Source organism: Allocatelliglobosispora scoriae, from assembly GCF_014204945.1.
GTDB lineage: Bacteria > Actinomycetota > Actinomycetes > Mycobacteriales > Micromonosporaceae > Allocatelliglobosispora > Allocatelliglobosispora scoriae.
The window spans coordinates 2,066,428-2,087,522 of record NZ_JACHMN010000003.1 but is presented as its reverse complement, the minus strand read 5'-3'; the positions used below and the strand labels follow the sequence as shown (position 1 = coordinate 2,087,522).

General features: G+C 71.1%; 21 protein-coding genes. 9 read left to right on the top strand and 12 right to left on the bottom strand.

Annotation, left to right across the window (positions count from 1 at the left end; all coding sequences use genetic code 11):
* The first annotated feature begins 219 nt into the window (after positions 1 to 219).
* Together F4553_RS35530 and F4553_RS35525 are read left to right on the top strand one after the other, a co-directional pair.
* Positions 220 to 573 carry a hypothetical protein gene (locus F4553_RS35530; protein WP_184845340.1) on the top strand — a complete coding sequence of 118 codons (354 nt, stop codon included), beginning with the start codon at positions 220 to 222 and terminating at the stop codon, positions 571 to 573.
* Positions 574 to 587: 14 nt separating this feature from the next.
* Positions 588 to 965: a PIN domain-containing protein gene (locus F4553_RS35525; protein WP_312875514.1), complete on the top strand. Its 378-nt coding sequence runs from the start codon at positions 588 to 590 to the stop codon at positions 963 to 965.
* Positions 966 to 1,012: 47 nt separating this feature from the next.
* Here the strand turns inward: F4553_RS35525 and F4553_RS35520 are convergent, their stop codons facing one another.
* The 6 genes from F4553_RS35520 to F4553_RS35495 form a co-directional block, all read right to left on the bottom strand.
* Positions 1,013 to 2,518, bottom strand: a complete 1,506-nt coding sequence (locus F4553_RS35520) for a vanadium-dependent haloperoxidase (protein ID WP_184845338.1) — start codon at positions 2,516 to 2,518, stop codon at positions 1,013 to 1,015.
* 209 nt (positions 2,519 to 2,727) lie between these two features.
* On the bottom strand, positions 2,728 to 3,441 hold the full coding sequence (locus tag F4553_RS35515) for an ABC transporter permease (protein ID WP_184845336.1): 714 nt from the start codon (positions 3,439 to 3,441) through the stop codon (positions 2,728 to 2,730).
* Positions 3,442 to 3,452: 11 nt separating this feature from the next.
* The gene (locus tag F4553_RS35510; protein ID WP_184845334.1) at positions 3,453 to 4,364 is read right to left on the bottom strand and encodes an ABC transporter ATP-binding protein; all 912 of its coding nucleotides are present in this window, start codon (positions 4,362 to 4,364) and stop codon (positions 3,453 to 3,455) included.
* A complete protein-coding gene (locus tag F4553_RS35505) occupies positions 4,361 to 5,248 on the bottom strand; it encodes an ABC-2 transporter permease (protein ID WP_184845332.1) in 888 nt (295 codons plus the stop codon). The genes F4553_RS35510 and F4553_RS35505 overlap by 4 nt, the downstream gene beginning before the upstream one ends.
* Entirely contained in the window at positions 5,241 to 6,161 is a 921-nt protein-coding gene (locus tag F4553_RS35500; protein ID WP_184845331.1) for an ABC transporter ATP-binding protein, read from the bottom strand. Before F4553_RS35500 ends, F4553_RS35505 begins: the two co-directional genes overlap by 8 nt.
* 353 nt (positions 6,162 to 6,514) lie before the next feature.
* Positions 6,515 to 8,740, bottom strand: a complete 2,226-nt coding sequence (locus tag F4553_RS35495; RefSeq protein ID WP_184845329.1) for an MMPL family transporter — start codon at positions 8,738 to 8,740, stop codon at positions 6,515 to 6,517.
* Positions 8,741 to 8,975: 235 nt separating this feature from the next.
* On the opposite strand from F4553_RS35495, the gene F4553_RS35490 reads away from it, so the two are divergent.
* Positions 8,976 to 9,551, top strand: coding sequence for a TetR/AcrR family transcriptional regulator (locus F4553_RS35490; RefSeq protein ID WP_184845327.1), 576 nt, complete (start codon positions 8,976 to 8,978; stop codon positions 9,549 to 9,551).
* 57 nt (positions 9,552 to 9,608) lie between these two features.
* Here the strand turns inward: F4553_RS35490 and F4553_RS35485 are convergent, their stop codons facing one another.
* The 3 genes from F4553_RS35485 to F4553_RS35475 are packed head-to-tail and all read right to left on the bottom strand — an operon-like array spanning position 9,609 to position 11,386.
* Positions 9,609 to 10,433 (bottom strand): methyltransferase domain-containing protein, encoded by an 825-nt coding sequence (locus F4553_RS35485; protein WP_184845325.1) that lies wholly within the window; start codon positions 10,431 to 10,433, stop codon positions 9,609 to 9,611.
* 41 nt (positions 10,434 to 10,474) lie between these two features.
* The gene (gene rnhA / locus F4553_RS35480) at positions 10,475 to 10,951 is read right to left on the bottom strand and encodes a ribonuclease HI (protein ID WP_184845323.1); all 477 of its coding nucleotides are present in this window, start codon (positions 10,949 to 10,951) and stop codon (positions 10,475 to 10,477) included.
* A gap of 60 nt (positions 10,952 to 11,011) precedes the next feature.
* The gene (locus tag F4553_RS35475; protein ID WP_184845321.1) at positions 11,012 to 11,386 is read right to left on the bottom strand and encodes an SH3 domain-containing protein; all 375 of its coding nucleotides are present in this window, start codon (positions 11,384 to 11,386) and stop codon (positions 11,012 to 11,014) included.
* Positions 11,387 to 11,530: 144 nt separating this feature from the next.
* On the opposite strand from F4553_RS35475, the gene macS reads away from it, so the two are divergent.
* The 4 genes from macS to F4553_RS35455 all read left to right on the top strand — a co-directional run bounded on the left by macS (position 11,531) and on the right by F4553_RS35455 (position 16,134).
* Complete coding sequence (gene macS / locus F4553_RS35470) at positions 11,531 to 12,655, top strand: MacS family sensor histidine kinase (RefSeq protein WP_184845319.1); 1,125 nt, start codon at positions 11,531 to 11,533, stop codon at positions 12,653 to 12,655.
* Between the two features lie 10 nt (positions 12,656 to 12,665).
* Positions 12,666 to 13,325 (top strand): response regulator, encoded by a 660-nt coding sequence (locus F4553_RS35465; protein WP_246467569.1) that lies wholly within the window; start codon positions 12,666 to 12,668, stop codon positions 13,323 to 13,325.
* A gap of 84 nt (positions 13,326 to 13,409) precedes the next feature.
* Positions 13,410 to 15,275, top strand: coding sequence for a 3-oxoacyl-[acyl-carrier-protein] synthase III C-terminal domain-containing protein (locus F4553_RS35460; protein WP_184845318.1), 1,866 nt, complete (start codon positions 13,410 to 13,412; stop codon positions 15,273 to 15,275).
* Complete coding sequence (locus F4553_RS35455) at positions 15,265 to 16,134, top strand: DUF6999 family protein (protein WP_184845317.1); 870 nt, start codon at positions 15,265 to 15,267, stop codon at positions 16,132 to 16,134. The genes F4553_RS35460 and F4553_RS35455 overlap by 11 nt, the downstream gene beginning before the upstream one ends.
* Before the next feature lie 87 nt (positions 16,135 to 16,221).
* On the opposite strand, the gene F4553_RS35450 is transcribed toward F4553_RS35455, so the two are convergent.
* Together F4553_RS35450 and F4553_RS35445 are read right to left on the bottom strand one after the other, a co-directional pair.
* A complete protein-coding gene (locus F4553_RS35450; protein ID WP_221470611.1) occupies positions 16,222 to 16,737 on the bottom strand; it encodes a hypothetical protein in 516 nt (171 codons plus the stop codon).
* 53 nt (positions 16,738 to 16,790) lie between these two features.
* On the bottom strand, positions 16,791 to 17,612 hold the full coding sequence (locus F4553_RS35445; RefSeq protein ID WP_184845315.1) for an alpha/beta hydrolase family protein: 822 nt from the start codon (positions 17,610 to 17,612) through the stop codon (positions 16,791 to 16,793).
* Positions 17,613 to 17,766: 154 nt separating this feature from the next.
* Between F4553_RS35445 and F4553_RS35440 the strand changes: the two genes are divergently transcribed.
* Together F4553_RS35440 and F4553_RS35435 are read left to right on the top strand one after the other, a co-directional pair.
* Entirely contained in the window at positions 17,767 to 18,750 is a 984-nt protein-coding gene (locus F4553_RS35440; protein WP_184845314.1) for an ArsR/SmtB family transcription factor, read from the top strand.
* A 133-nt stretch (positions 18,751 to 18,883) separates the two neighbouring features.
* Positions 18,884 to 20,113: an ROK family transcriptional regulator gene (locus F4553_RS35435; protein WP_184845313.1), complete on the top strand. Its 1,230-nt coding sequence runs from the start codon at positions 18,884 to 18,886 to the stop codon at positions 20,111 to 20,113.
* On the opposite strand, the gene F4553_RS35430 is transcribed toward F4553_RS35435, so the two are convergent.
* Entirely contained in the window at positions 20,110 to 21,081 is a 972-nt protein-coding gene (locus tag F4553_RS35430; protein ID WP_184847332.1) for a LacI family DNA-binding transcriptional regulator, read from the bottom strand. The genes F4553_RS35435 and F4553_RS35430 overlap by 4 nt on opposite strands.
* Between the last annotated feature and the right edge of the window lie 14 nt (positions 21,082 to 21,095).

Sequence of the window (21,095 nt, the reverse complement as noted above, 5' to 3'; positions counted from 1 at the left end):
ACTTTACGTGGGCCGACCCGGCACCCGCACCGTGACCTTCCCCGCCCCGCCCGCTGTCACGTTTTGCAGCACAGCGTGCCCATTTCTCGCACCGAGGCCACGCCGTGCTGCAAAACGTGACACGGGGGGTCGATTGGCGGTCGGCTTCGCCGGGCATCACCCTTGTGCCGGTTCCGGACGCGGAGCGGCCAGTGTCCCGATGAGCCCCAGGAGACCCGCATGGCCTCGATGAGCCCCAACCGCCTCGCCACCTATGTCCTCGCCGCGACGACGGTGTTGATGGCGCTGATCGCGGTGCTGCTGACGCCGACCGCCTATGACGTGATCGCCGACCCGGGCGGTGCGGTCGACGGTGAGAGCACCGGCTTCACGTTCCTCTTCACGGTCTTCGTCATCAGCCAGGCGGTGGCCGTCCTGTCCGCGGCGACGGCGGTCGTTCTCGTCGTCCGCAACAAGGCGCACTACGCCAAGCGCGCGATGGAGGTCGCGACGGTCACGGGCTTCATCCCGACCATCGTGCCGGGGCTGCTGGCGCTGGTCGGCCGCGTCGTGCTGGGCCGATCCACCCGATAGCCGAGAATGATCCGGTGCTGACGCTGCTCGTGGTCGACGCCGCCAACGTGGTGGGCTCCGTGCCCGACGGCTGGTGGCGCGACCGCCGCGGTGCCGCGCGGCGGCTGCGGGACGCTATCGACCCGCTCGCGGCCGCGGGCTTGCCGGACCTCCCCGGCCCGCTGGAGGTCGTCCTGGTCGTGGAGGGCGCGGCCCGCGGTGTCGAAACCATCGGCTCGGTACGCGTGGAGCCGGCCCCGCACTCCGGCGACGACGCGATCGTGGCCCTGGTGGCGGCGAGGCGGGCCGAGTCCGGCGAGGTGGTCGTGGTCACCGCCGACCGCGGGCTCCGCGACCGCGTCCACGCCCTCGGCGCCCGCACCCAGGGCCCGCGCACACTGCCCTACCCCTGAGAGTGCGGCAGGCCGCCCGGGATCCGGGCGGCCTGCCGCGTCATCGGTCAGCGCACGTAGAGATCCGCGCTCTCGTTGACGAAGACCTCGCACTTGTACTCCGTGTAGAGGCCCTGCAGCACGAGGTTGCCGCCCTCGTCCTGGCAGGAGCTCGCGTCGGCGTAGTGCTGGTAGAGGCTCCACGGCGTCAGCAGCTTCGTCGCCTGGTACGCCGCGACGCTGCTGCCGGCCGCCATGCCGTAGTCGGCGTCCCACTGGTAGTGCACGCCGAGGTAGACCCGGCTGCGGGCGTTCTCGGTCGCCGCAGCGGTGAAGGTGGTGAAGGTGCGGGTGACCCCGACCGCGTGCGGGTCCTCCGTCGTCGCCGTCCACGTGTAGGTGTCGGTGCCGAAGTAGGCCTTCATCGCACCGGCCCAGGCCGCGCCGAAGGTGGCGTGGCCGGAGACGTAGGCCGGGAACGGGGGCGAGAAGTGCACCCCGGCGGTGTCGGCGGAGAGCGGCTGCCAGGCAGCGTCCTTCACCGTCGCCGCGTTGCCGTCGGTGTCGGCGAGCGTGATCGCCGACTCGGGCCGCCACAGGTCGATGCTGGTCTGGTATCTGGCGTCCCAGGCCGCGACCGCGGCGTCGGCCATGGCGAAGCCGACGAGGGCGAAGAGCCGGGCGTTGGAGCGCTGGTTCAGGCCCTTCGCCTTGGCGACGATCTGGGTGTGCGCGAAGAGCTGGCCCGGCGGCTTGTAGGTGCCGTTGAGGTCGTTGGCCCAGAACCACGCGATCTGAGTCTGCAGCGCGGTCCGCGTGGTCGAGGTGGCCGACCCCAGGTCCTTGACCTCGTTGACCTGCGCGGCGTAAGCGGAGCTCGCCAGCAGGGTCGGATAGGTGGTGAAGCCGGCCGGCGTCTGCGGGCGGAACTGGGCACCGGTGGTCAGGCCGAACGGCTTGACCAGTCCCCAGTTGGGCGTGGCGGCCGAGCCGGAACCCGTCTCCCGCCAGGCGCCCGGCACCGTGCCGGGGGTGTAGGCGGTGGTGTTGGTCGAGCCGTCGTTGACCCGCGCCGCGATCATCGCGTTCGCCGCCTGCTTGCCCATCGTGACGCCCTCGGACTGCGATGCCGAGCTCGTCGTGCCGGTCTGCGCGGTGGCGAGGTCGGCGTTGAAGTTGACGGTCGGGAAGACCGACCGCAGGACCGTGACCGCCGCGTAGTCGATGGCCGAGCCGAGCACCGGGTTGAAGTCGCCGTTCTGCCCCGGAGCCTTGATCAGGTAGCGCTTGGCGATGCAGGTGTCGGCGACCGGGAAGACCGCCTCGCCGAGGCGGCAGGTGGCCGAGTTGGCCGCGTCGTAGATGGCGCCGTGCATCATGGCACCGGCCCGGGCCAGCGGGGTCGGTGCGCCGCCGACCTGCCGGTAGGTGCGCAGGAGAACGTCGTTCCAGTAGAGGACGTGGTCGGCGGGTGCTGCCGCCTGGGCCTGCGTCGCGGGCGCCACCACCGCGCCGACGGCACCGATGACCACGGTCAGCGCGCCCACCAGGGCATGACGATATAACCGACTCATAGAAACCTCCCCGTGCTAAGAGTCGTCAGTGGATCCCCGTGATCCACTGACCGGAGGCTATCCATCGATGTCGTCGCGCGCTGCCCCGAAGCCTTAAGCACGGGTAACGAAAGCGTTGCACCCAAGATCGCCGCAACTCTTGAAGAGTTGGTCCTAACGGGGTTTAGGACCAACTCTTCAAGAGTTGCGGCGATCTTGGGTGTGGAGGGCTAGGAGGTCTCGCCGGCGACGCTGAAGGAGCGCAGCCGGTCGATCGCGAGGAGCGTCGCGCCGACCGTGAAGACCCCGGCCATGATCAGCGCCAGCGGGAGCGACACCACCCCGTTGAGCACGTCCGATCCGGCGATCTTGTCGGCCACGGCCTCCACGTACTTCTGGATCGACAGCACCTTGGTCCCGCTGATCGCGTTGCCGAGGATGCCCTCCCAGATCAGCACGTAGACGAGCCCGACCAGCACCGGCCGCCGGGTGACGAGGCTGAGCGCGAGGAAGAGCGCCGAGTAGGCGAGCGACCCCAGCGCCGCACCGGCGAGCAGCCCGATCGCGAGCTTCGTCGACCCGGCGATGAGCCCGGTGGCGAAGAGGGCGAGCCCGGAGACGACGGCGCTGACGAGGACCGCGACGGCGAGCTTGGCGAGGATGATCTCCCGCCGGGCGATCGGCTTGGTGAGGATGTGCACGATCGTCCCGTCGTCGATCTCGGACCCGAGTACGCCGGTGCCGATGATCAGCGTCATCACCGGCAGTACCACGGCGAGGCCGAGGCCGACGATGACCGGGCCGCCCCAGTCGGACGGGTCGGCGCCGAGCGACTGCGCCAGCGCGGCGAGCGCGACGAGGAGCACCGGCAGGGGCAGGAGCAGCAGGAACCGCTGGCGGCCGAAGAGGCCCCGCAGGGTGATCGAGGCGATGGTGAGGTTCATGTCGACTCTTCTCAGGCAGCCACGAGGTAGGAGAAGACGCTCTCCAGGGATTCGTCGGTCGGCAGCATCCGCTCGACCCGGATGCCCTCGCCGAGGGCGATCTTGGGCAGGGCCCGGGTGAAGGTGCCGTAGTCGGCCGCGCGGACGGTCAGGCCCAGCGCCGGGTCGAGCTCGACGCCGCTGACCGAGGCCTGCCCCATCAGCGCGACGGCGAGCCGCCGGTCGTCATTGGACTTGATCGTGAAGACGTGCGGCCGGTTCGTCATCAGGCGCCGGATGGTGCGGAAGTCGCCCGAGGCGGCGAGCCGGCCCGCGACGATCACCTGGACGGTGCCGCTGACCTGCTCGACCTCCTCCAGGATGTGCGAGCTGAAGAGCACCGTGCGCCCGTCGGCACCCATCCCGTGCAGCAGCTCCATCATGTGCAGGCGCTGGCGCGGGTCCATGCCGTTGAACGGCTCGTCGAGCAGCAGCACCGACGGGTCGTGCACGAGCGCGGCGGCGACCCGGGTGCGCTGGCGCATGCCCTTGGAGTAGGTCTCCATCCGCCGGTCCTGCGCGTCGGTCATCTCGACCAGCGCCAGGGCCCGCTTCGCGGCCGCCTTCGGATCGCCGAGCTTGTGCAGCCTGGCGCTGGCGAGCACGAACTCCCACGCGGTGAGGAAGCCGTGCACCGCCTCGCGTTCGCTGACGAGGCCGAGCTTGGCGTAGATCGCCGGGTTGCGCCAGGACGGCTCGCCCTCGATCAGCACGCTGCCGCGCGAGGGCGGCAGGAACCCGGCCATCATGTGCAGCACCGTCGTCTTGCCGGCGCCGTTGGGGCCGAGCAGCCCGGTGACGCCCGCGTTGAGGGTCATCGTCACGTCGTTGACGGCGACGACGTTGCCGTACCACTTGGACACGGTCTGCAGCTCGACGCTCATCGGGCCACCTTCCTGTAACGGAGCAGCAGCAGGGCGACGGACAGGAGGGTGAAGCCCAGCCAGGCCAGGCCGTAGACCGGGCCGAAGTCGCCGATGCTCAGGTCGAGGTCCTCCGGGCGCGGGTTGAACAACCACAGCTCCACCCCCTGCGCGAGGGTCGGCGGGCTGAAGAGCAGGGACAGCTCGGTGAGCGTCGTGTTCTCGGTGGCGAAGCCGAGCGAGGCCATGATGCCGAAGACGGCGGTCGCGAGCAGGAAGAACGCCGCGATGATCGCCGCCGAAACGGCCCGCCGGCCCGAGAGCGACCCGATCAGGATCGCGATCGACGCGAAGAGCAGCGCGTGCACCCCGGCGTAGCCGAGACCGGCGAGGAAGTGCCCGAGCTCCGTCCAGAACTCGCCCATGTCGGCGACGCCGAACGCCCCGCCGAAGAACATCACCGCCAGCGGTGCCGCGAGCAGCAGCCAGGCCGAGGTCACCAGGGCCGCCCACTTGGCCAGCGCGTAGTCGCTGCGGGCCAGCGGTCGGCTGAAATACAGCGGGAGTACGCCGGTGCGCAGATCACGAGACACCAGCTCGGGACCGGCGATCGCGCAGAAGAGCACGGTGAGCAGGCTCATCACATCGGGGAACGCCGTGTAGCCGAGCACCACCTCGCCCTGCAGGGAGCGGATCGCGGTGAGGATCACGGCGACGAGCAGCATCACCGCGACGACGAACCACGGGAAGATCTTCGCCTTGGCGCTGCGCCCGAATCCGAACGCCGTCCGGACACCGTGGACGTAGAGGGAGCGGGCGGCGTACCCCCGGCCGAGCCGGACCCCCGAATAGCGCTGGTAGCCGATGTCGTGGATGACCCCACTGGCGATGTCGGGGTTAGACATGGGTGGCCTCCGGAGCGGCGGTCTGGAAGAGTTCGGCGATGCGGTGGCGGCGCTGGTCGAGGCGGTGCAGCGGCAGATCCAGCGCGGCGACCGCGCCCAGGATCCGGTCGTAGGTCGCGTCGTCGGCGAGCGGCACCAGGATCAGGTGGCCGTCGACCGTGACCGGCAGGCCGAGCCCGGTCAGGTGCGCGACGAGCTGCTCGGTGCCCTCGGAGACCTCGACGGCGAGCACGTCGCGCGCGGTCGTCATGCCCGCGACGGTGTCGGCCCGCAGCAGCCTGCCGCCGTCGATCGCGATCAGCGAGTCGCAGATCCGCTCGACCTCGCCGAGCAGGTGCGAGCAGACGATGAGCGAGATGCCGAACTCGGAGCCGATCCGGTGGATCAGGCCCAGCATCGCGTCGCGCCCGGCCGGGTCGAGGCCGTTGGTCGGCTCGTCGAGCAGCAGCAGGTCCGGGTCGTGCACGAGCGCCTGGGCCAGCTTCACCCGCTGCTTCATGCCGGTGGAGTAGCCGCCGATCTGCCGGTAGCGCTCCTCGTAGAGGCCGACGTGGCGCAGGGCCTCGGAGGCGCGTTCCCGGGCGGTGGTCTTGGGCAGCCCGCTCATCCGGCCCATGTGGGTGACGAATTCGGCGGCGGCGAGGTCGGGTGGCAGGCAGTCGTGCTCCGGCATGTAGCCGACCCGGGCGCGGATCTTCTCGGCTTCGGTGGCGGGGTCGAGGCCCAGCACCTTCGCACTGCCGGTGGTCGGTTCGACCAGGCCGAGGAGGATCTTGATGAGGGTGGACTTGCCGGCACCGTTGGCGCCGACGAGACCGACCACGCCGGGCTGCACGTCCACCGTGAGGTCGCTGAGGGCGACCACGCCGTTGGCGTAGCGCTTGGTCAGCGATGCGGTAGAGATCAGGGTCACCGGGTCACCGTAAACGTCCCGCCGCTCATCGCGCATCAGGCGCCGACCCGAGGCTTCCCTGATCTCTCGCTGAGAGCCCTTAGGGGGACGCGCCGTGCCGTGCCGCGGCACGGCGGTGATCGCGCCCTACCGCCGCGCAAGGTCGTGCTTCTTCCCGGAAACAGGCCCTACCGGCACGCTCCGAGGGGACTACTTCCGCGAAACAATCCGATCTTGGTCAGTGCCGGAGCCCCGCAGCAGCAGCGGAGACCTCCGGCAGCGACCATGATCGCCGCAACTCTTGAAGAGTTGCGGCGATCATGGCGGCCCGGCGCGGCGAGGTGGCGCCGCGCCGGGTGAACCATCGCGATCGGTCAGCGCGCCCGCACGGGCACGTCGTCCGACACGGCGGCGGGAACCTCGACCGGTACGACAGCGGGCGCCTTGGCCTGCAGCTTCTCGCCCTCGACGTCCACATTGGGCAGGATGCGCCCGAGCCACTTCGGCAGCCACCAGGCGGCCCGGCCCAGCAGCGACATCACCGCGGGCACCAGCGTCATCCGCACGATGAACGCGTCCACGAGCACCCCGAACGCGAGCGCGAACCCGATCGACTGGATCAGCGGCTCCCCCGAGAAGACGAACCCGCCGAACACGCTGATCATGATGATCGCGGCGGCCGTGACGACCCGGGCGCCGTGCCGGAACCCGGCCACGATCGACGCCTGCGCGTCCGCACCGTGCACGAACTCCTCCCGCATCCGGGTCACCAGGAACACCTGGTAGTCCATCGCGAGCCCGAACAGGATGCCGATCAGCAGCACCGGCAGCATGCTCATGATCGGCCCGGTCTCCTTGACCCCGAAGACGCTGCTCAGCCAGCCCCACTGGAACACCGCGACCACGGCGCCGAAGGTCGCCGCGACACTCAGCAGGAAGCCCGCGGTCGCCTTCAGCGGCACCAGGATCGACCGGAACACCAGCATCAGCAGCAGGAACGCCAACCCGACCACGACACCGAGGTAGGGCAGCATCGCGTCGTTGAGCGTCTGCGACACGTCGATGTTGAGCGCCGTCGGACCGGTGATCGCGATGTCGGCACCCGTCGCCGTCTTGATCTCACCGGACTGGTCGCGGATCGTGTTGACCAGGTCGGTGGTGGACTCCGCGTTGGGGCCCTCCTTCGGGATGACGGCGAGCAGCGCCGTACCCCCGTCGGGGCTGACCCCCAGCGGGCTGACGTAGACGACGTCCTCGACCTTCTGCAGCGTGCCCGCGACGGCGCCGATCGTGGCCTGCGGGTCCTTGCCGTTGGTCGAGACGACCAGGGTGAGCGGCGCGTTGAAGCCCGGCCCGAAGCCGGCGCTGAGCATGTCGTAGGCCTTGCGCTGGGTCGTGTCCGTCGCGGCCATGCCGTCGTCGGGCAGGCCCAGGCGCAGGTCGGCGGCGGGGATCGCGACGACACCGAGGCCGAGCAGCGCCAGGACCAGCACCGGCCAGCGCATCTTGACGACGAACTTCACCCAGCGCTCGCCCATCGGGGTGGGGCCGGAGTCGGACTCGGGGTCCGGGGTGCTGCGGCCGAAGAGCTTGCCCTTGGCGATGCGCGGACCGACGAAGCCGAGCAGCGCCGGGAGCAGGGTGAGCGCGACGAGGACGGCGACCGCGACGGTCGCGGCGGCCGACAGGCCCATGCTGGCGAGCATCGGGATGCCGACGACGGTGAGCCCGGCGAGCGCGATGATCACGGTGAGCCCGGCGAAGAGCACGGCGGAGCCGGCGGTGCCCACGGCCCGCCCGGCCGCTTCGGCGGGGTCGCTGCGAAGGGTCAACTCGTGTCTGTATCGAGAGACGATGAAGAGCGCGTAGTCGATGCCGACCGCGACGCCGAGCATGCCCGCGAGGATCAGGCTGTTGGCGTTGATGTCGACGAAGCGTGCCGCGAGCAGCAGCCCGGCGACGCCCACGCCGACGCCCGCGACGGCGGTGAGCAGCGGCAACCCGGCCGCGATCAGCGAGCCGAGGGTGATGATCAGCACCAGGGCGGCGATGGCGACACCGAGCACCTCGACGATGCCGGTCTCGGGGTTGGCTCGCAGCGCGTCCCCGCCGAACTCGACGACCAGCCCGGCGTCACGCCCCGGCTGGGCGCTCGCGAAGAGCGCGTCCTTGTCGGCGTCGGTGAGCTGCGGCCCCTGCACCTTGTAGGTGACCTGCGCGAACGCGTAGTGACCGTCCGGCGAGATCGTCTTGGCGGTGAACGGGTCTAGCACGTTGGCGACCTGCGGCACGCCGCCGAGGCGCTGCACGACCGCGGCGATCGCCGCCTGGTTGGCCGGGTCGGCGACGGTCTGGCCGGCCGGGGCGCCGAAGACGACGCGGGCGGTCGCGCCACCGGCGTTGGCCTGCGGGAACCTGTCGCGGAGCTGGTCGATGGCCTGCTGCGCCTCGGTGCCGGGGATGGAGAACTCGTTGGACGTCTTGCCGGACATCGTGGCCGCGCCGACGCCGAGCAGCGCCAGCAGCAGCACCCAGACGCTCGTCACGAGCCATCTCCGGCGGAACGAGAAGCTCCCGATGCGGTAGAGCAGCGTGGCCATGAATGCACTCCAAGGAAGGGGTCGTGGGCCGACACCGGACCGAAACACGCAGTTCACGTTGCTCGATGGAGTCCGCCGCCTACAGGCCGAAGCTAGCCGATCGTAAAGGCATTCACAAGCCGATCGGCTAGTGATTAACTTTACGATCGGCTAGGAGATCACCACGGCGATCGGATACCTTTGACGTGAATGAGGCCCGTACCTAGAGTGAATCAACCGGCAGGAGGGAGGCGAGATGATCACCCGTGAGAACACCCGGGACCGCCTGCTCAACTGCGCCCTGCGCCTGTTCACCCTGCACAGCTTCGCGGGGACGTCGCTGCAGATGATCGCCGACAACCTCGGCGTGACCAAGGCGGCGATCTACCACCACTTCAAGACCCGCGACGACATCCTCACCGCGGTGCTCCAGCCCGCGCTGGAGGAGCTGCGCGACCTCATCGCCTACGCCGAGTCGCTGCGCACGCCGCATGCCCGCGCCGACGCGCTGCTGGTCGGCTTCGTCGACATGACGGTGCGGCACCGCGAGCTGATCGGCATCGTCGGCACCGACCCCGGGGTCGGCCACGCGCTCAGCACCCACCCCGACATCGCGGAGCTCTTCGGCAAGCCGCTCACCCTGCTCGCCGCCGCCGATCCCGGCCCGGCCGGGGAGGTCAACGCGAGCCTGGCGCTGTCCGGGATCGCCTGCACGGCGTCGTCGCCGATGCTCACCCACCTCGACGACGCCACGCTCCGCGATCACCTGCTCGCGGCGGGCCGCCGCCTGCTCGGCCTCCGCGCCCCCCGCCGCACCCTCACCGCCGCCTGAATCTCAATAGCACCAACTCTTGAAGAGTTGGTGCTATTGAGCGCGGCCCCGCGCGAGCTAGCGGACGACGCCGACGGCGACCCAGATGGTCAGGTGGGCCAGGAACTCGTCGCGGCCCGCCGCCTCGTCGACCGCCTCGAACCAGCTCTTCTGCAGCTCGGCGGGGATGATCCCGGCCTTCTTCGGCAGGTGCCTGCTCACCATCGGCAGCACGACCGCGGCCTTCGCCGGATCGGTCCACCACAGCGGCACCGGCTCGCAGGCCACCTCGGTCAGCCCCGCCCGGACCAGCCGTCGCCGCAGCGTGCGCCCCATGTCGGTGTGGTGCAGCATCACGCCGCCGAGCAGCGTCTGCCGCATCGCGCCGACCAGCTCCAGCGGCAGCCCGTCGAACTGCAGCGAGTCCCACTCGGTGTCGATCAAACACACGCGGCCACCGGACCTGGTCACCCTGACCAGCTCGGCGACGGCAGCGTCGGGGTCGGCGACATGCTGGAGTACGCGTTCCGTCCGCGCCCCGTCGAACGACCCGTCGGGGTATCCGAGCTTCTGCACGTCGCCCACCTCGTAGGTGACGTGGCTGCCGTCGTCACGGGACCTGGCGATCTCCACCACCGCCTCGGCGAGGTCGACGGCGGTGACGTGACCGGTCGGTGCGGCGTAGGCGGCGAGCCCCCGGGCCACCTCCCCGCCGCCGCAGCCCACGTCGAGGAGCCGCTGGCCGGGTGCGGGGCGCAGGGCGTCGAGCGCTCTGGCGCGTACCCGCTGGATCTGGGGGTCGGCGGCCATCCCGTCGAGGGCGGCGATGACGGAGTCCCGCATCTCCTGCGACATCTGGTCAAGCTGCGTGAACGGCGACCGATCAGGCTGAACCGTACTCATGCCCCTCAGTATCCGCTTCCGGCCGTGATCGCGCGCGTAGGTCAGCGTGCTCGACTCAACGCGCCGCGCGCCTCCTCGACGCCCATGTTGGCGAGCGCGTCGGCGCGCTCGTTGCCCGGGTCGCCGGCGTGCCCCTTGACCCACAGCCACTCGACCTCGTGCCGCTCGACCGCGGCCTCCAGGCGGCGCCACAGGTCGGCGTTCTTCACCGGCTGCTTCGCCGAGGTCTGCCAGCCGTTGCTCTTCCACTTGGCGAGCCAGCTCAGGATCCCGCTGCGAACATAGGTGCTGTCGGTGTGCAGCCGCACCGAGACCGGCCGCTTGAGGCTCTCCAGCGCCCGGATGGCCGCCATGAGCTCCATCCGGTTGTTCGTCGTCTCCTCCGGCTCCCCGCCGAACAGCTCACGGGTGTGCGCCCCGTAGCGCAGCAGCGCTCCCCAGCCGCCGGGGCCGGGGTTGCCGCTGCACGCCCCGTCGGTATAGATCTCGACGACGGTCGCTGTTGGGAGGTCGGACATGGTCGCCGACTCTACTCCGCGCCGTGGGCCCGGCCCGGGATGCCGGGCCCGTCGCGGCGGTCAGCAGGAGTAGCCGCTGCCGTTGTAGTCCAGGAACAGGTCCGCCACCCAGCCGGTGGCGCCGTTGGTCGTGTCGCGGACGAAGGTCCAGGTGCGCATCGTCTCGTCGTTGCGGGTGACCGTGTCACCGGTGGTGTAGCACCAGAAGTCCACGGAGTGGCTGAGCTGCCCGGTGCCGACGACGCCGCAGCTGAGGAACGGGCCCGTGCGGATGTTGACGTTGGAACCGTCGAAGAGCTTGCCCACCGGCAGCTTGTCCCAGTCGTAATACCCGCGGGCGCAGCCGGCGCTGGCGGGGGTGGCGAACGCGACCACGCTCATCGCCGCGCCGAGCAGGACCGCGGCCCCCGCCGCCTGGAGAGAACGAAGATTCATAAGTGCGACCCCTTCTATGTGACCCGGGGCATATCCTTGCCAGGAACCATTGACGGTGTCAAGTGTCCCTTGTGGTCCATGCTGCAACGATCACGCGTGGTTGCCCCACGGTGACAGTTCATGCCATGATCATTGTTTGTGAGCATGGAGACTCCGCTGTGGCGGGCCATCGGCGCGTTCCGCATCGCCTCCCTCGGGTACGCCGCGGTGCTCACGATCAGCAACTACGCCACCTTCACCCGCCCGGTCCTGGGCTTCATGATCTTCGGCGTGATGGTGACCTGGACCGGCGTCTCGGTCTGGGGGTACTCCTCCCCCGAACGGCGCGGCTGGCCGCTCGTCGCCGCCGACCTCACCGTCACCTCGGCCTGCCTGCTCGCCAGCCAGCTCGTCATCCCCGCCGCCGCGCTGCGGTCCGGCGCGTCGACGCTGACGATGGCGTGGGTCGCCGGTCCCGTGCTCGCGAGCGCCATCCTCGGCGGGCGCCGGTGGGCCGTCGCGACGGCGCTCTTCCTCGGCGCACTCGACCTCAGCGTCCGGGGCACCGTCAACCAGTCGGTCTTCAACGGCACCGTCCTGCTGCTGCTCGCCGGGTTCGCCGTCGGCTACCTCACCCACGTCACCGCCGCCGCCGAGGCCCGGATGCAGCACGCGGTCGAGCTGGAGGCGGCGACCCGCGAGCGGGAACGGCTGGCCCGGGGCATCCACGACGGCGTGCTCCAGGTGCTCGCGCTCGTCCAGCGCCGCGGTACGGAGCTGGGCGGCGAGGCTGCCGAGCTGGGACGGCTCGCCGGGGAGCAGGAGGCGACGCTGCGTGCCCTCGTCGGCTTCGGGCCGGTCGAGGCGGGCGCCGGGGCCGGGCTGGTCGACCTGCGGCAACTGCTGCGGCCGATGACGACCACCGATGTCGAGATAGCCACCCCGGCCACGCCGGTCATCCTGGGCCGGGCGACCGCCACCGAGCTCGCCGCGGCGGTCGCCGGGGCGCTCGACAACGTCCGCGCCCACGCCGGGCCGGGGGCGAAGGCGTGGGTGCTGGTCGAGGAGGAGCGGGGCGAGGTCACCGTGACGGTCCGCGACAACGGCGTCGGGATGGCTCCGGAACGGCTCGCCGAGGCCGAGGCGGCGGGGCGGCTCGGTGTCGCCCAGTCGATCCGGGGACGCATCCGCGAGCTGGGCGGCGAGGTCGCCATCACCAGCGCGCCCGGGCAGGGCGTCGAGGTCGAGATGCGGGTCCGCGACTTCGGCATGTCCCGGCCGGGCCGCTAGGCTCCCGGTCATGACAGGTCAGGAGCGGGCGACCCGGGTGATGGTCGTCGACGACCACCCGATGTGGCGCGAGGGCGTGGCCCGGGACCTCGCCGAGGCGGGTTACGACGTGGTCGCGGCGGTGGGCGAGGGCGCCCAGGCGGTCCGGGTGGCCGGTGCGGCCCGTCCCGATGTCGTCGTGCTCGACCTGCACCTGCCCGACATGTCGGGGGTCGACGTGATCCGGGGGCTGCTCGGGGTCTGCCCGCGGATCCTGGTGCTCTCGGCCAGTGGCGAGCAGCAGGACGTGCTCGACGCGGTCAAGGCGGGCGCGGCGGGATACCTGGTCAAGTCGGCGGCGCGCGAGGAGTTCCTGGCGGCGGTCCGGCGTACCGCCGATGGTGATGCTGTTTTCACCCCCGGCCTGGCCGGGCTGGTGCTGGGTGAGTTCCGCCGGATGGCCGACGCACCGCGCGGCGGGGCGGGCGCGCCCACCCTGACCGAGCGGGAGACCGAGGTGCTGCGGCTGGTGGCGAAGGGCCTCGCCTACCGGCAGATCGCCGAGCGGCTCACGCTGTCGCACCGCACGGTGCAGAACCACGTGCAGAACACGCTCGGCAAGCTGCAGCTGCACAACCGCGTGGAGCTGGTGCGATACGCCATCGAGCAGGGCCTGGACGCCGAGGACTGAGTAGGTCGACCTGAGTAGCACCCCCCGGCGGATCTGAGCCCGCGCGCGGATCCGCCCCGGCCCTCGCGGTGGCTGGATAGGGGCATGGCTGAAACGCGCGACATCTACATCACCGGCTGCGGCGCCTTCCTGCCCGGGGAGCCGGTCGACAACGAGCAGATCGCCCGCCGGCTCGGCGCGCAGCACGACGCGCCGGGTTCGCGGGCCCGGGTCCTGTCCGCCAACGGCATCCGGACCCGGCATTACGCCATCGACGACGACGGCACCACGACGATGCTCAACGAGGAGCTCGCCGCCGAGGCGGTCGAGCGGGCCGCCAAGGACCGGGGCGTGACGATCGACGAGGTCGGCATGCTCGCCACCGGCACGACTCAGGGCGACCTGCTGGTCCCGGGGTTCGCCTCGATGGTCCACGGCCGCCTCGGCGGCGGTCCGATGGAGCTGCTCTCCTCCTCGGGCGTCTGCGCCTCCGGCATGGCCGCGTTCAAGGCGGCAGCCGCATCGGTACGCCTCGGCGAGCACGACATGGCCGTCGCGGTCGGATCGGAACTCGTCAGCAGGACCCTCACCGCTCGCCGTTTCGCCACGGGGAGTCGGAGCACGTTCGACGCGGAGTTCCTGCGCTGGACGCTCTCCGACGGCGCGGGCGCGGTGGTGCTGGAGGCCGAGCCGAGGCCGGACCGGACCAGCCTGCGGGTCGACTGGGTGCACACCGTCTCCTACGCCCACGAGCACCCCGTCTGCATGCGGGCGGGGCTCGACGGCCCGGTGGCGGAGGTCGGCCGGACCTGGTTCGACCAGCCCAGCGTGGCGCAGGCGGAGGCCGACGGCATGCTCCGCCTGCGCCAGGACGTCCGGGCGCTGCCCGGGCTCTTCCAGGTCGGGCTGCGCGAGTTCGTCGCCCTGGTTCGGGCCGGCAAGTTCGACCCGGCGCAGATCGACCATGTGCTGTGCCACTACAGCGCCGAGCACTTCAAGGCCGACATCTTCCGGCTGCTCCGCGAGGCCGACCTGATGATCGACGAGGAGAAGTGGTTCAGCAACCTGCAGACCCGGGGCAACACCGGCGCGGCGAGCATCTTCGTCATGCTGGAGGAGTGCTGGCAGACCGACCGTTTCCAGCCCGGTGAGCAGATCCTGCTGATCGTGCCCGAGTCGGGCCGGTTCACCTTCGCGTTCGCGCTGCTGACCTGCGTCGGACCGTCGCCTTCTGGCGCACCGCTCGCTGTCGCGGCGCCGGTCGAGACGCCCTCCCCGCTCGGCGAACCCGCCGCCGACGACAACGGCGTGGTCCGCTGGACCGTGCTGGAGCTGGCTCACGTCTGGAGCGACCTGGAGCGGCGCCTGGCGAAGGTACCGCTGATCCGCCGGATCGAGACCGGCACCGCGACCCTCGGCGACTACCAGGCGCTGCTGCTGCACCTGCGGCAGCAGGTCGTCGAGGGCGGCCGGTGGATCTCCCGGGCGGCCTCGAACTTCTCCGTCGACCTCTTCGAACTGCGCAGCGCCGCGATCCGGCACGCCGCCGAGGAGCACCGCGACTACCAGCTGCTGGAGGAGGACTTCTGCGCCGTCGGCGGCACCCTCGCCGAGATCCGGGGCGCGCGCAAGAACATCGGCTCCGAGGCGCTGTCGGCCTTCATGTTCCACCAGGCGAGCCAGCCCGACCCGGTCGACCTGCTCGGCGCGATGTTCGTCATCGAGGGCCTCGGCACCGCGAAGGCGCTCGGCTGGGCGCGGCGGCTGCAGGAGCAGCTCGATCTCGGCGACGACCAGGTGCGGTTCCTGCGCTACCACGGCGCCAACGACGACGACCACTTCGAGCAGCTCCGGGCGCTGCTGCGCTCCGGGCTGATCGACCGGCCGCGCGCCGAGCGGATCGTCCGCACGGCCGCCGTCGTGGCCCGGCTCTACACCATGCAGCTCGCGGAGGTCGACGATGCGGCCTGAACCGACGGTCTGGTCGGCCATCCTGTCCGACCCGGCCCTGCCCTTCGACCCGGGCACGCTCCGGATGGTGGTACGCGACCAGCGCGGCTGGTCCCGCCGCTGGCTCTACCCCGTCACGCGGGTGGTGTCCCGGCTCGCCGTCGCCCTCATCGTGATCGTCAAGCGGGTCGTCCCGGTGCAGTTCACCGCGCACGCCACCATGGACCGCCTCTGTGTCTGGTTCATCCGCCGCTTCGTCTCGCCGGAGGCCGCGACGATGCTGATCCGGCACTTCATCATCGAGACCAACCTGCTCGTCTTCGCCGCCCGCAACGCCGGGCTGCCCGGCCTGCCCGAGGTGGCGCTGCGCCCGACGTCGATCGCGGACCTCGGCAACCGGGCGGTGATCGAGCACGACATCAACGTCTACGACGTGCTCATCTCGCTCGGTGTCGCCGCCGGTGGGCGCCCGCTCGCCGCGAAGCCCATCGGCGAGCTGGACTGCTCGATGCTGACCGTGCCGCCGATCGACGTGTCGCCGGGGGCCAGGCGGTGGCTGCGCCTGGACATCCAGACCGCGCTGTGCCTGATGAACATCCCGTTCGCGTTGTGCTTGAGCAGCGAGGAGTACAGGCGGGCGGTGCACTCGCTGCGCCTGGACGAGTCGGTCATGGCGGTGCTGTCGACGATCACCGGCGACCCGACGTTCCGCACCTGGTCCCCGGCGGGCGTGATGGTCCGCGTCGACAGCACGCTGGACGTCCCGAGGGCCGTCTACGAGCACGCCGTCATCTGCGAGTACGCCCACGCGTACCTCCTGCGCCTGCGCGCCCAGCACCGCTCCCGCCCCCTCCCCGCCACCGTGTCCACGGCCCACTGAAAAATTCGCGTTGATCAAGGGAAGACTCACCATCTCGGGTGTCCGATGTGCGGCGAGTCTTCCCTTGATCAACGCGAATTTTTGGGGTTACGCGGCGGCTGCGGCCACTACTCGGCGGAGCCAGTCGCCGATGCCGCCGCCCAGGCCGATCAGGAGGGCCGCGGCGCCCAGGATGAGCAGGGCGATCGGGGCCAGGACGGCGCCCACGCCCACCGTCAGCTCCGTCTGGGCCTGGGCGAAGCCCAGGGCGGAGACCACGGAAGAGTCTCCGGCATCGGTGTCGGGCCAGATCGCGACCACGACCGCGAGGCCGGCCACCGAGAGCGCCATGCCGGCGCCGCCGAGGAGGCGGGAGACCGCGCCCGAGGTGAGGGTGGCGGCGAGGACAAGCAGGAAGAGCAGCATCAGGACGACGAAGAACCAGGCGCCGCCGTCGAGGGCGAAGACGGGCTTGGAGTCGTGCTGCTGGCGGGAGAAGCCGATGAGGTCGACCCGGGCCACCACATCGATGTCGAGCCACGGCAGGGCGATGGAGCTCAGGCCCAGGACGAAACCGATGAGGGCCAATGCGGCACCTCCGACCAGCAGCATGCGACGCACCATGTCGGGCATCCTCGCACGATATGCCGACCCGGCCGAAGGCCGCAGCCCTCGGGTCAGTCGGCGATCACCCGGTCGCCCAGCCAGGTGTCGATGCGGCGGCTGATCGCCGATCCGGCCTTCACCCAGCGGAAATGGTCGAGCGCGACACCGGCCTCGTCCCGGCTCAGATGGTGCCGGGTCACCACGGATCCGGTCAGCTTCGCGGTCAGGTGGTCGGTGGTCGACGGCGGCGTGTACCGGTCGTCGTCGACGCTGATGGCGAGCACCGGCACCGAGATCCCGGCGAGCCGTTCCTCCCCGAGCCCGCCGGGGAACACTCCGTGGCGAGCCGTGTGTCCCCAGTCCCGGATCACCCCGCGCGCCTGCCTGCCGCCGAAGCCCCAGCCGGGCCAGATGCCGAGCAGGGCGCTCGTGGCGGCGATCGCCTGGGTGAATCCGTAGACGCCGAGGCGCCGGCGGTCGTAGCTCCGCCAGTAGGGCAGGCCGACGCCGATCAGCACCAGCCCGTCGACCGAGGCACTCGACCGGGCCAGCCGGAGAACGCACGCCTGCCCGCCGAGGGAGTGCCCCAGCAGCAGCGTCCGGCGTCCGGCCCGCCGGTCGGCCAGCGATTCGAGGACGGCGCCCACGTCGTCGGCGAGGTCGGCGTACCCGTAGGCGGAGGCGCGGGTGGGGCGGGGCGTGCTGTCCCCGGTGCCGCGCAGGTCGGCGACGGCCACCTCGTAGCCCGCCCCGACCAGGGCGGCGGCGAAACGGTCGTAGTAGCCGGCCGGGACGCCCATCGCCGGGAAGATCACGATGACGGTGTCCGCCCGCGGATTGTCGTGGCGGCGAACGGCGAGCCGGTCCGTGCCCCGATCGACGAGGAACTGCATGACCCGATGCTACGCATAGGTAACATGCGGGCGAGGGCGCCCCGGCCCGTGGGAAATAGTGGACCCTCGGCGCATCCGCTGCGGCATCATCAGCGTCTGACCAGTTGTAGCCGCCTGGCGGTAGAGTCACGTCACTTCGACGGGGAGGGGTTTCATGCTGCGGATCGTGTTCACCTCCGAGGACATCGCCCGTACGCGCATCGCGTCCCAGCCGGACCCCGGCTGGGAAATGATCATGGGTCTGCAGATGCTCCGCCGACAGCAGGGCGACCTCCTCTTCACCGAGTGGCGGCAGACGAGCCTGGCCGAGCTGAAGGCGAAGGTGCCCCGCGACGAGCTCCGGCTGCTGCTCGCGTTGAGCCCGACCATCGGCTATTACCCCGACTTCCTCACCCCGGCCGAGTCCGCCCGAGGACTGGAGTACGGCCTCGAAGCGATCCGCTCGACCCCGATCCCCATGCTGGGCCGCGATCTGCGGCGGCTCGCCGAGCGCAACAGCAAGCTGCCGCCGGGCATCCCCGAACTGGTCCGGGGCGAGCCGGCGGCGCTGAAGCGGCTCACCGACTCGATGCGGGCCTTCCATTCGCTGGCGATCGCCCCGCACCAGCCCCGGATCGACTCGGCGATCGACCGCGACCGCGGCCAGCGGATGCGGGAGATGATGAACGGCGGCGTCGAGGCGCTGCTCAACAGCCTTCGGCCGATGGCCTCCTACTCCGGCGGCGAGCTGCGCGTCCCGGCGCACCGCGACCAGGAGGTGCACCTCGGCGGTCGCGGCCTGACCCTCATCCCGTCCTACTTCAACCTCGTCCAGCCGGTCACGCTCTTCGACCCGGAGCTGCCACCGGTGCTGATCTATCCGGTGGAGCGGCCGCCCGGCACCATCGTCACCGTCGAGGCGAAGGAGAACGGCAGCCTCGGCCCCCTGATCGGGCAGACCCGGTCGGCGATGCTCTACGCGATCGGCACCGGTGCCACGACCAGCGATCTGGCCCGCCGGGCGGCCATCTCCGTCGCGTCGGCGAGCGAGCACGCCACCATCCTGCGCGACGCCCGGCTGATCACCAGCCACCGCGACCGCAACCGCATGGTCCATCAGCTCACCCGCCTCGGCATGGAGCTGCTCCGCAATGACTGAACCTTCGTGATCTCTTCATGTTTTGCAGCAAAGCCCGTCTATTCATGCATGAATAGGCGGGCTTTGCTGCAAAATGTGACGGCGGATGTCGGACGGGCCGTGGCATTTCGGGCTCTTGCCCGAGGTTCAGTCAATGTTTGACAAAACTAGGCCGGAGATGAAGTATGTCCGCATGCTCGGGACGCTCAGCCCCAACACGCGCCGGGTGGCTGAGGTGCTTCGCATCCACGGCCCCCGCACGCGCGCTGAGCTGACCGTCCTCACTGGACTCTCACGGCCCACGGTCGCCAACGGCGTCACCGAGCTCGGCGCCGCCGGCCTGGTCGAGGAGGAGCTGAAGACCGCCGTCGGCCCCGCCGGAGGCCGCCCCGCCGCCGTGGTACGGCTCGCCCGCGCCGCCGGTCTCGCCATCGGCCTCGACATCGGCCGCCGCCACGTCCGGGTCGCGATCGCCGACCTCGGCCACCAGGTCATCGACGACAGCGCGGTCCGGCTGAGCTTCGACGCCGACGAGGAGGCCGACAGCGTCCTCGATCAGGCGGTCGAGCTCGTCGACCGGGCACTGACCGGAATCGGTTCCACCCGCGACGACGTGGCCGCCGTCGGTCTCGGCCTGCCCGCCCCGATGACCAAGTCCGGGCGCATCGGCTCGCCGCCGCTGCTCCCCGCCTGGGCCGCGATGATCGCCGCCGACGAGCTCGCCATCCGGCTCGGCCGCCCGGTCCGGGTGGAGAACGACGCCAACCTCGGCGCGCTCGGCGAATTCGTCTGGGGCGCCGGGCAGGGCTGCAGCGGCCTGGTCTACGTCAAGGTCGCGACCGGCATCGGCGGCGGCATCGTCCTGGATGGACGGCTCTACCGCGGCACGATCGGCACCGCCGGGGAGCTCGGCCACGTCACCCTCGACGCGCGCGGACCGGTCTGCCGCTGCGGCAACCGCGGCTGCCTGGAGCTCTCGGCGGGCGGCCGGGCGATGGTGGAGCACGCCCGCAGGTCCCACCCCCAGCTGCGCGACTTCGCCGAGCTCGTGACGATGGCGGCCGACGGGGACCGGGGCTGCCGCCGCCTGCTCGCCGACGCCGGGCACCAGCTCGGCGTCGCCCTCGGCGGCCTGGTCAACCTGCTCAACCCCGATCGGATCGTGCTCGGCGGCGAGCTCGGTGCGGCGACCGGCCTGCTGCTGGAACCGTTGCGCCGAGGGCTCGCCGACACAGCGATGCCTGCGGCGGCCGACGCCGTCAAGGTCGTCCCCGCTCATCTCGGCGAGCACGCCGCAGCCCTCGGGGCGATCGCCCTGGCGCTGGGCGTGCAGGCCGCCGCGCTGCCGGCCGGTGCCGGCTGGGCGGAGGCCGGACCCCCCTAGGGGGAAGGGTGCTGGACCAACCTGGTCGGCAGGATCACCGTGCGCGGCGCCGAATGGTCGCCGCCGATCCGGCCGAAGAGCAGCTCCGCCGCCGTCCGCGCATAGGCGCGCAGGTCATAGGCGACCACAGTGAGAGGACGAGGCATCAGATGCGACAGCTCGAAATCGTCGAACCCGGCCAGCCCGGCGTCGCTGCGGCGCCGCCACAGCTCCTGCAGAGCGCCGACCGTGATCCTGTTGTTGAGCGCGAAGAAGGCAGTCGGCGGGTCCGCGCGATCGAGCAGCTCGGCGACGGCACGCCCCGCGGCGGCGGGGTCGCGGACGTCCTGGCGCACCAGCGACGGATCCCACGCCAGGCCCGCCGCGGCGAGCGCCTCCTGGGCGCCGAGCACCCGCTCGTGCATGGTGTAGACGCTCAGCGAGTCCAGCAGCACGGCGATGCGCCGGTGCCCGGCGGCGACGAGGCCCGCCACGCCGTCGCGGGCGCCACCCCGGTTGTCCAGCAGCACGGTGTCGGCGAGCAGGCCGGTCGCGGGGCGGTCCAGGAACACGACGGGTACGCCGAGCTCCACCTCCGGCCGCAGGAAGGCATGATCGGCGCCGGTCGGCACGACGAGCAGCCCGTCGACGCGGCGGGCGCAGAGGTCCCGCAGGAGCTGCTGCTCGCGCGCCGGGTCCTCCTCGGAGCTGGCGGTGATGAGCAGCGTCTCGTGGTGCCGGGCGACCTCCGCCGCCACGTCGGCGATGGTGGAGTAGAACGGGTTGGCGATCTCCTCGATGAGCAGCCCGATCGTCGCCGTCGGCAGGCCGGAGCGCAGCGTGCTGGCGTTGTGGTTGCGCCGGAAGCCCAGCGCGGCGGCCGACTCCAGCACCCGGTCGATGAGGTCCTGCTGGACGTGCGGGGATTTGTTGATCACACGGGAGACGGTCTTGAGGCTGACTCCCGCGCGCTGGGCCACGTCGACCATGGTCGGTCGGCGGA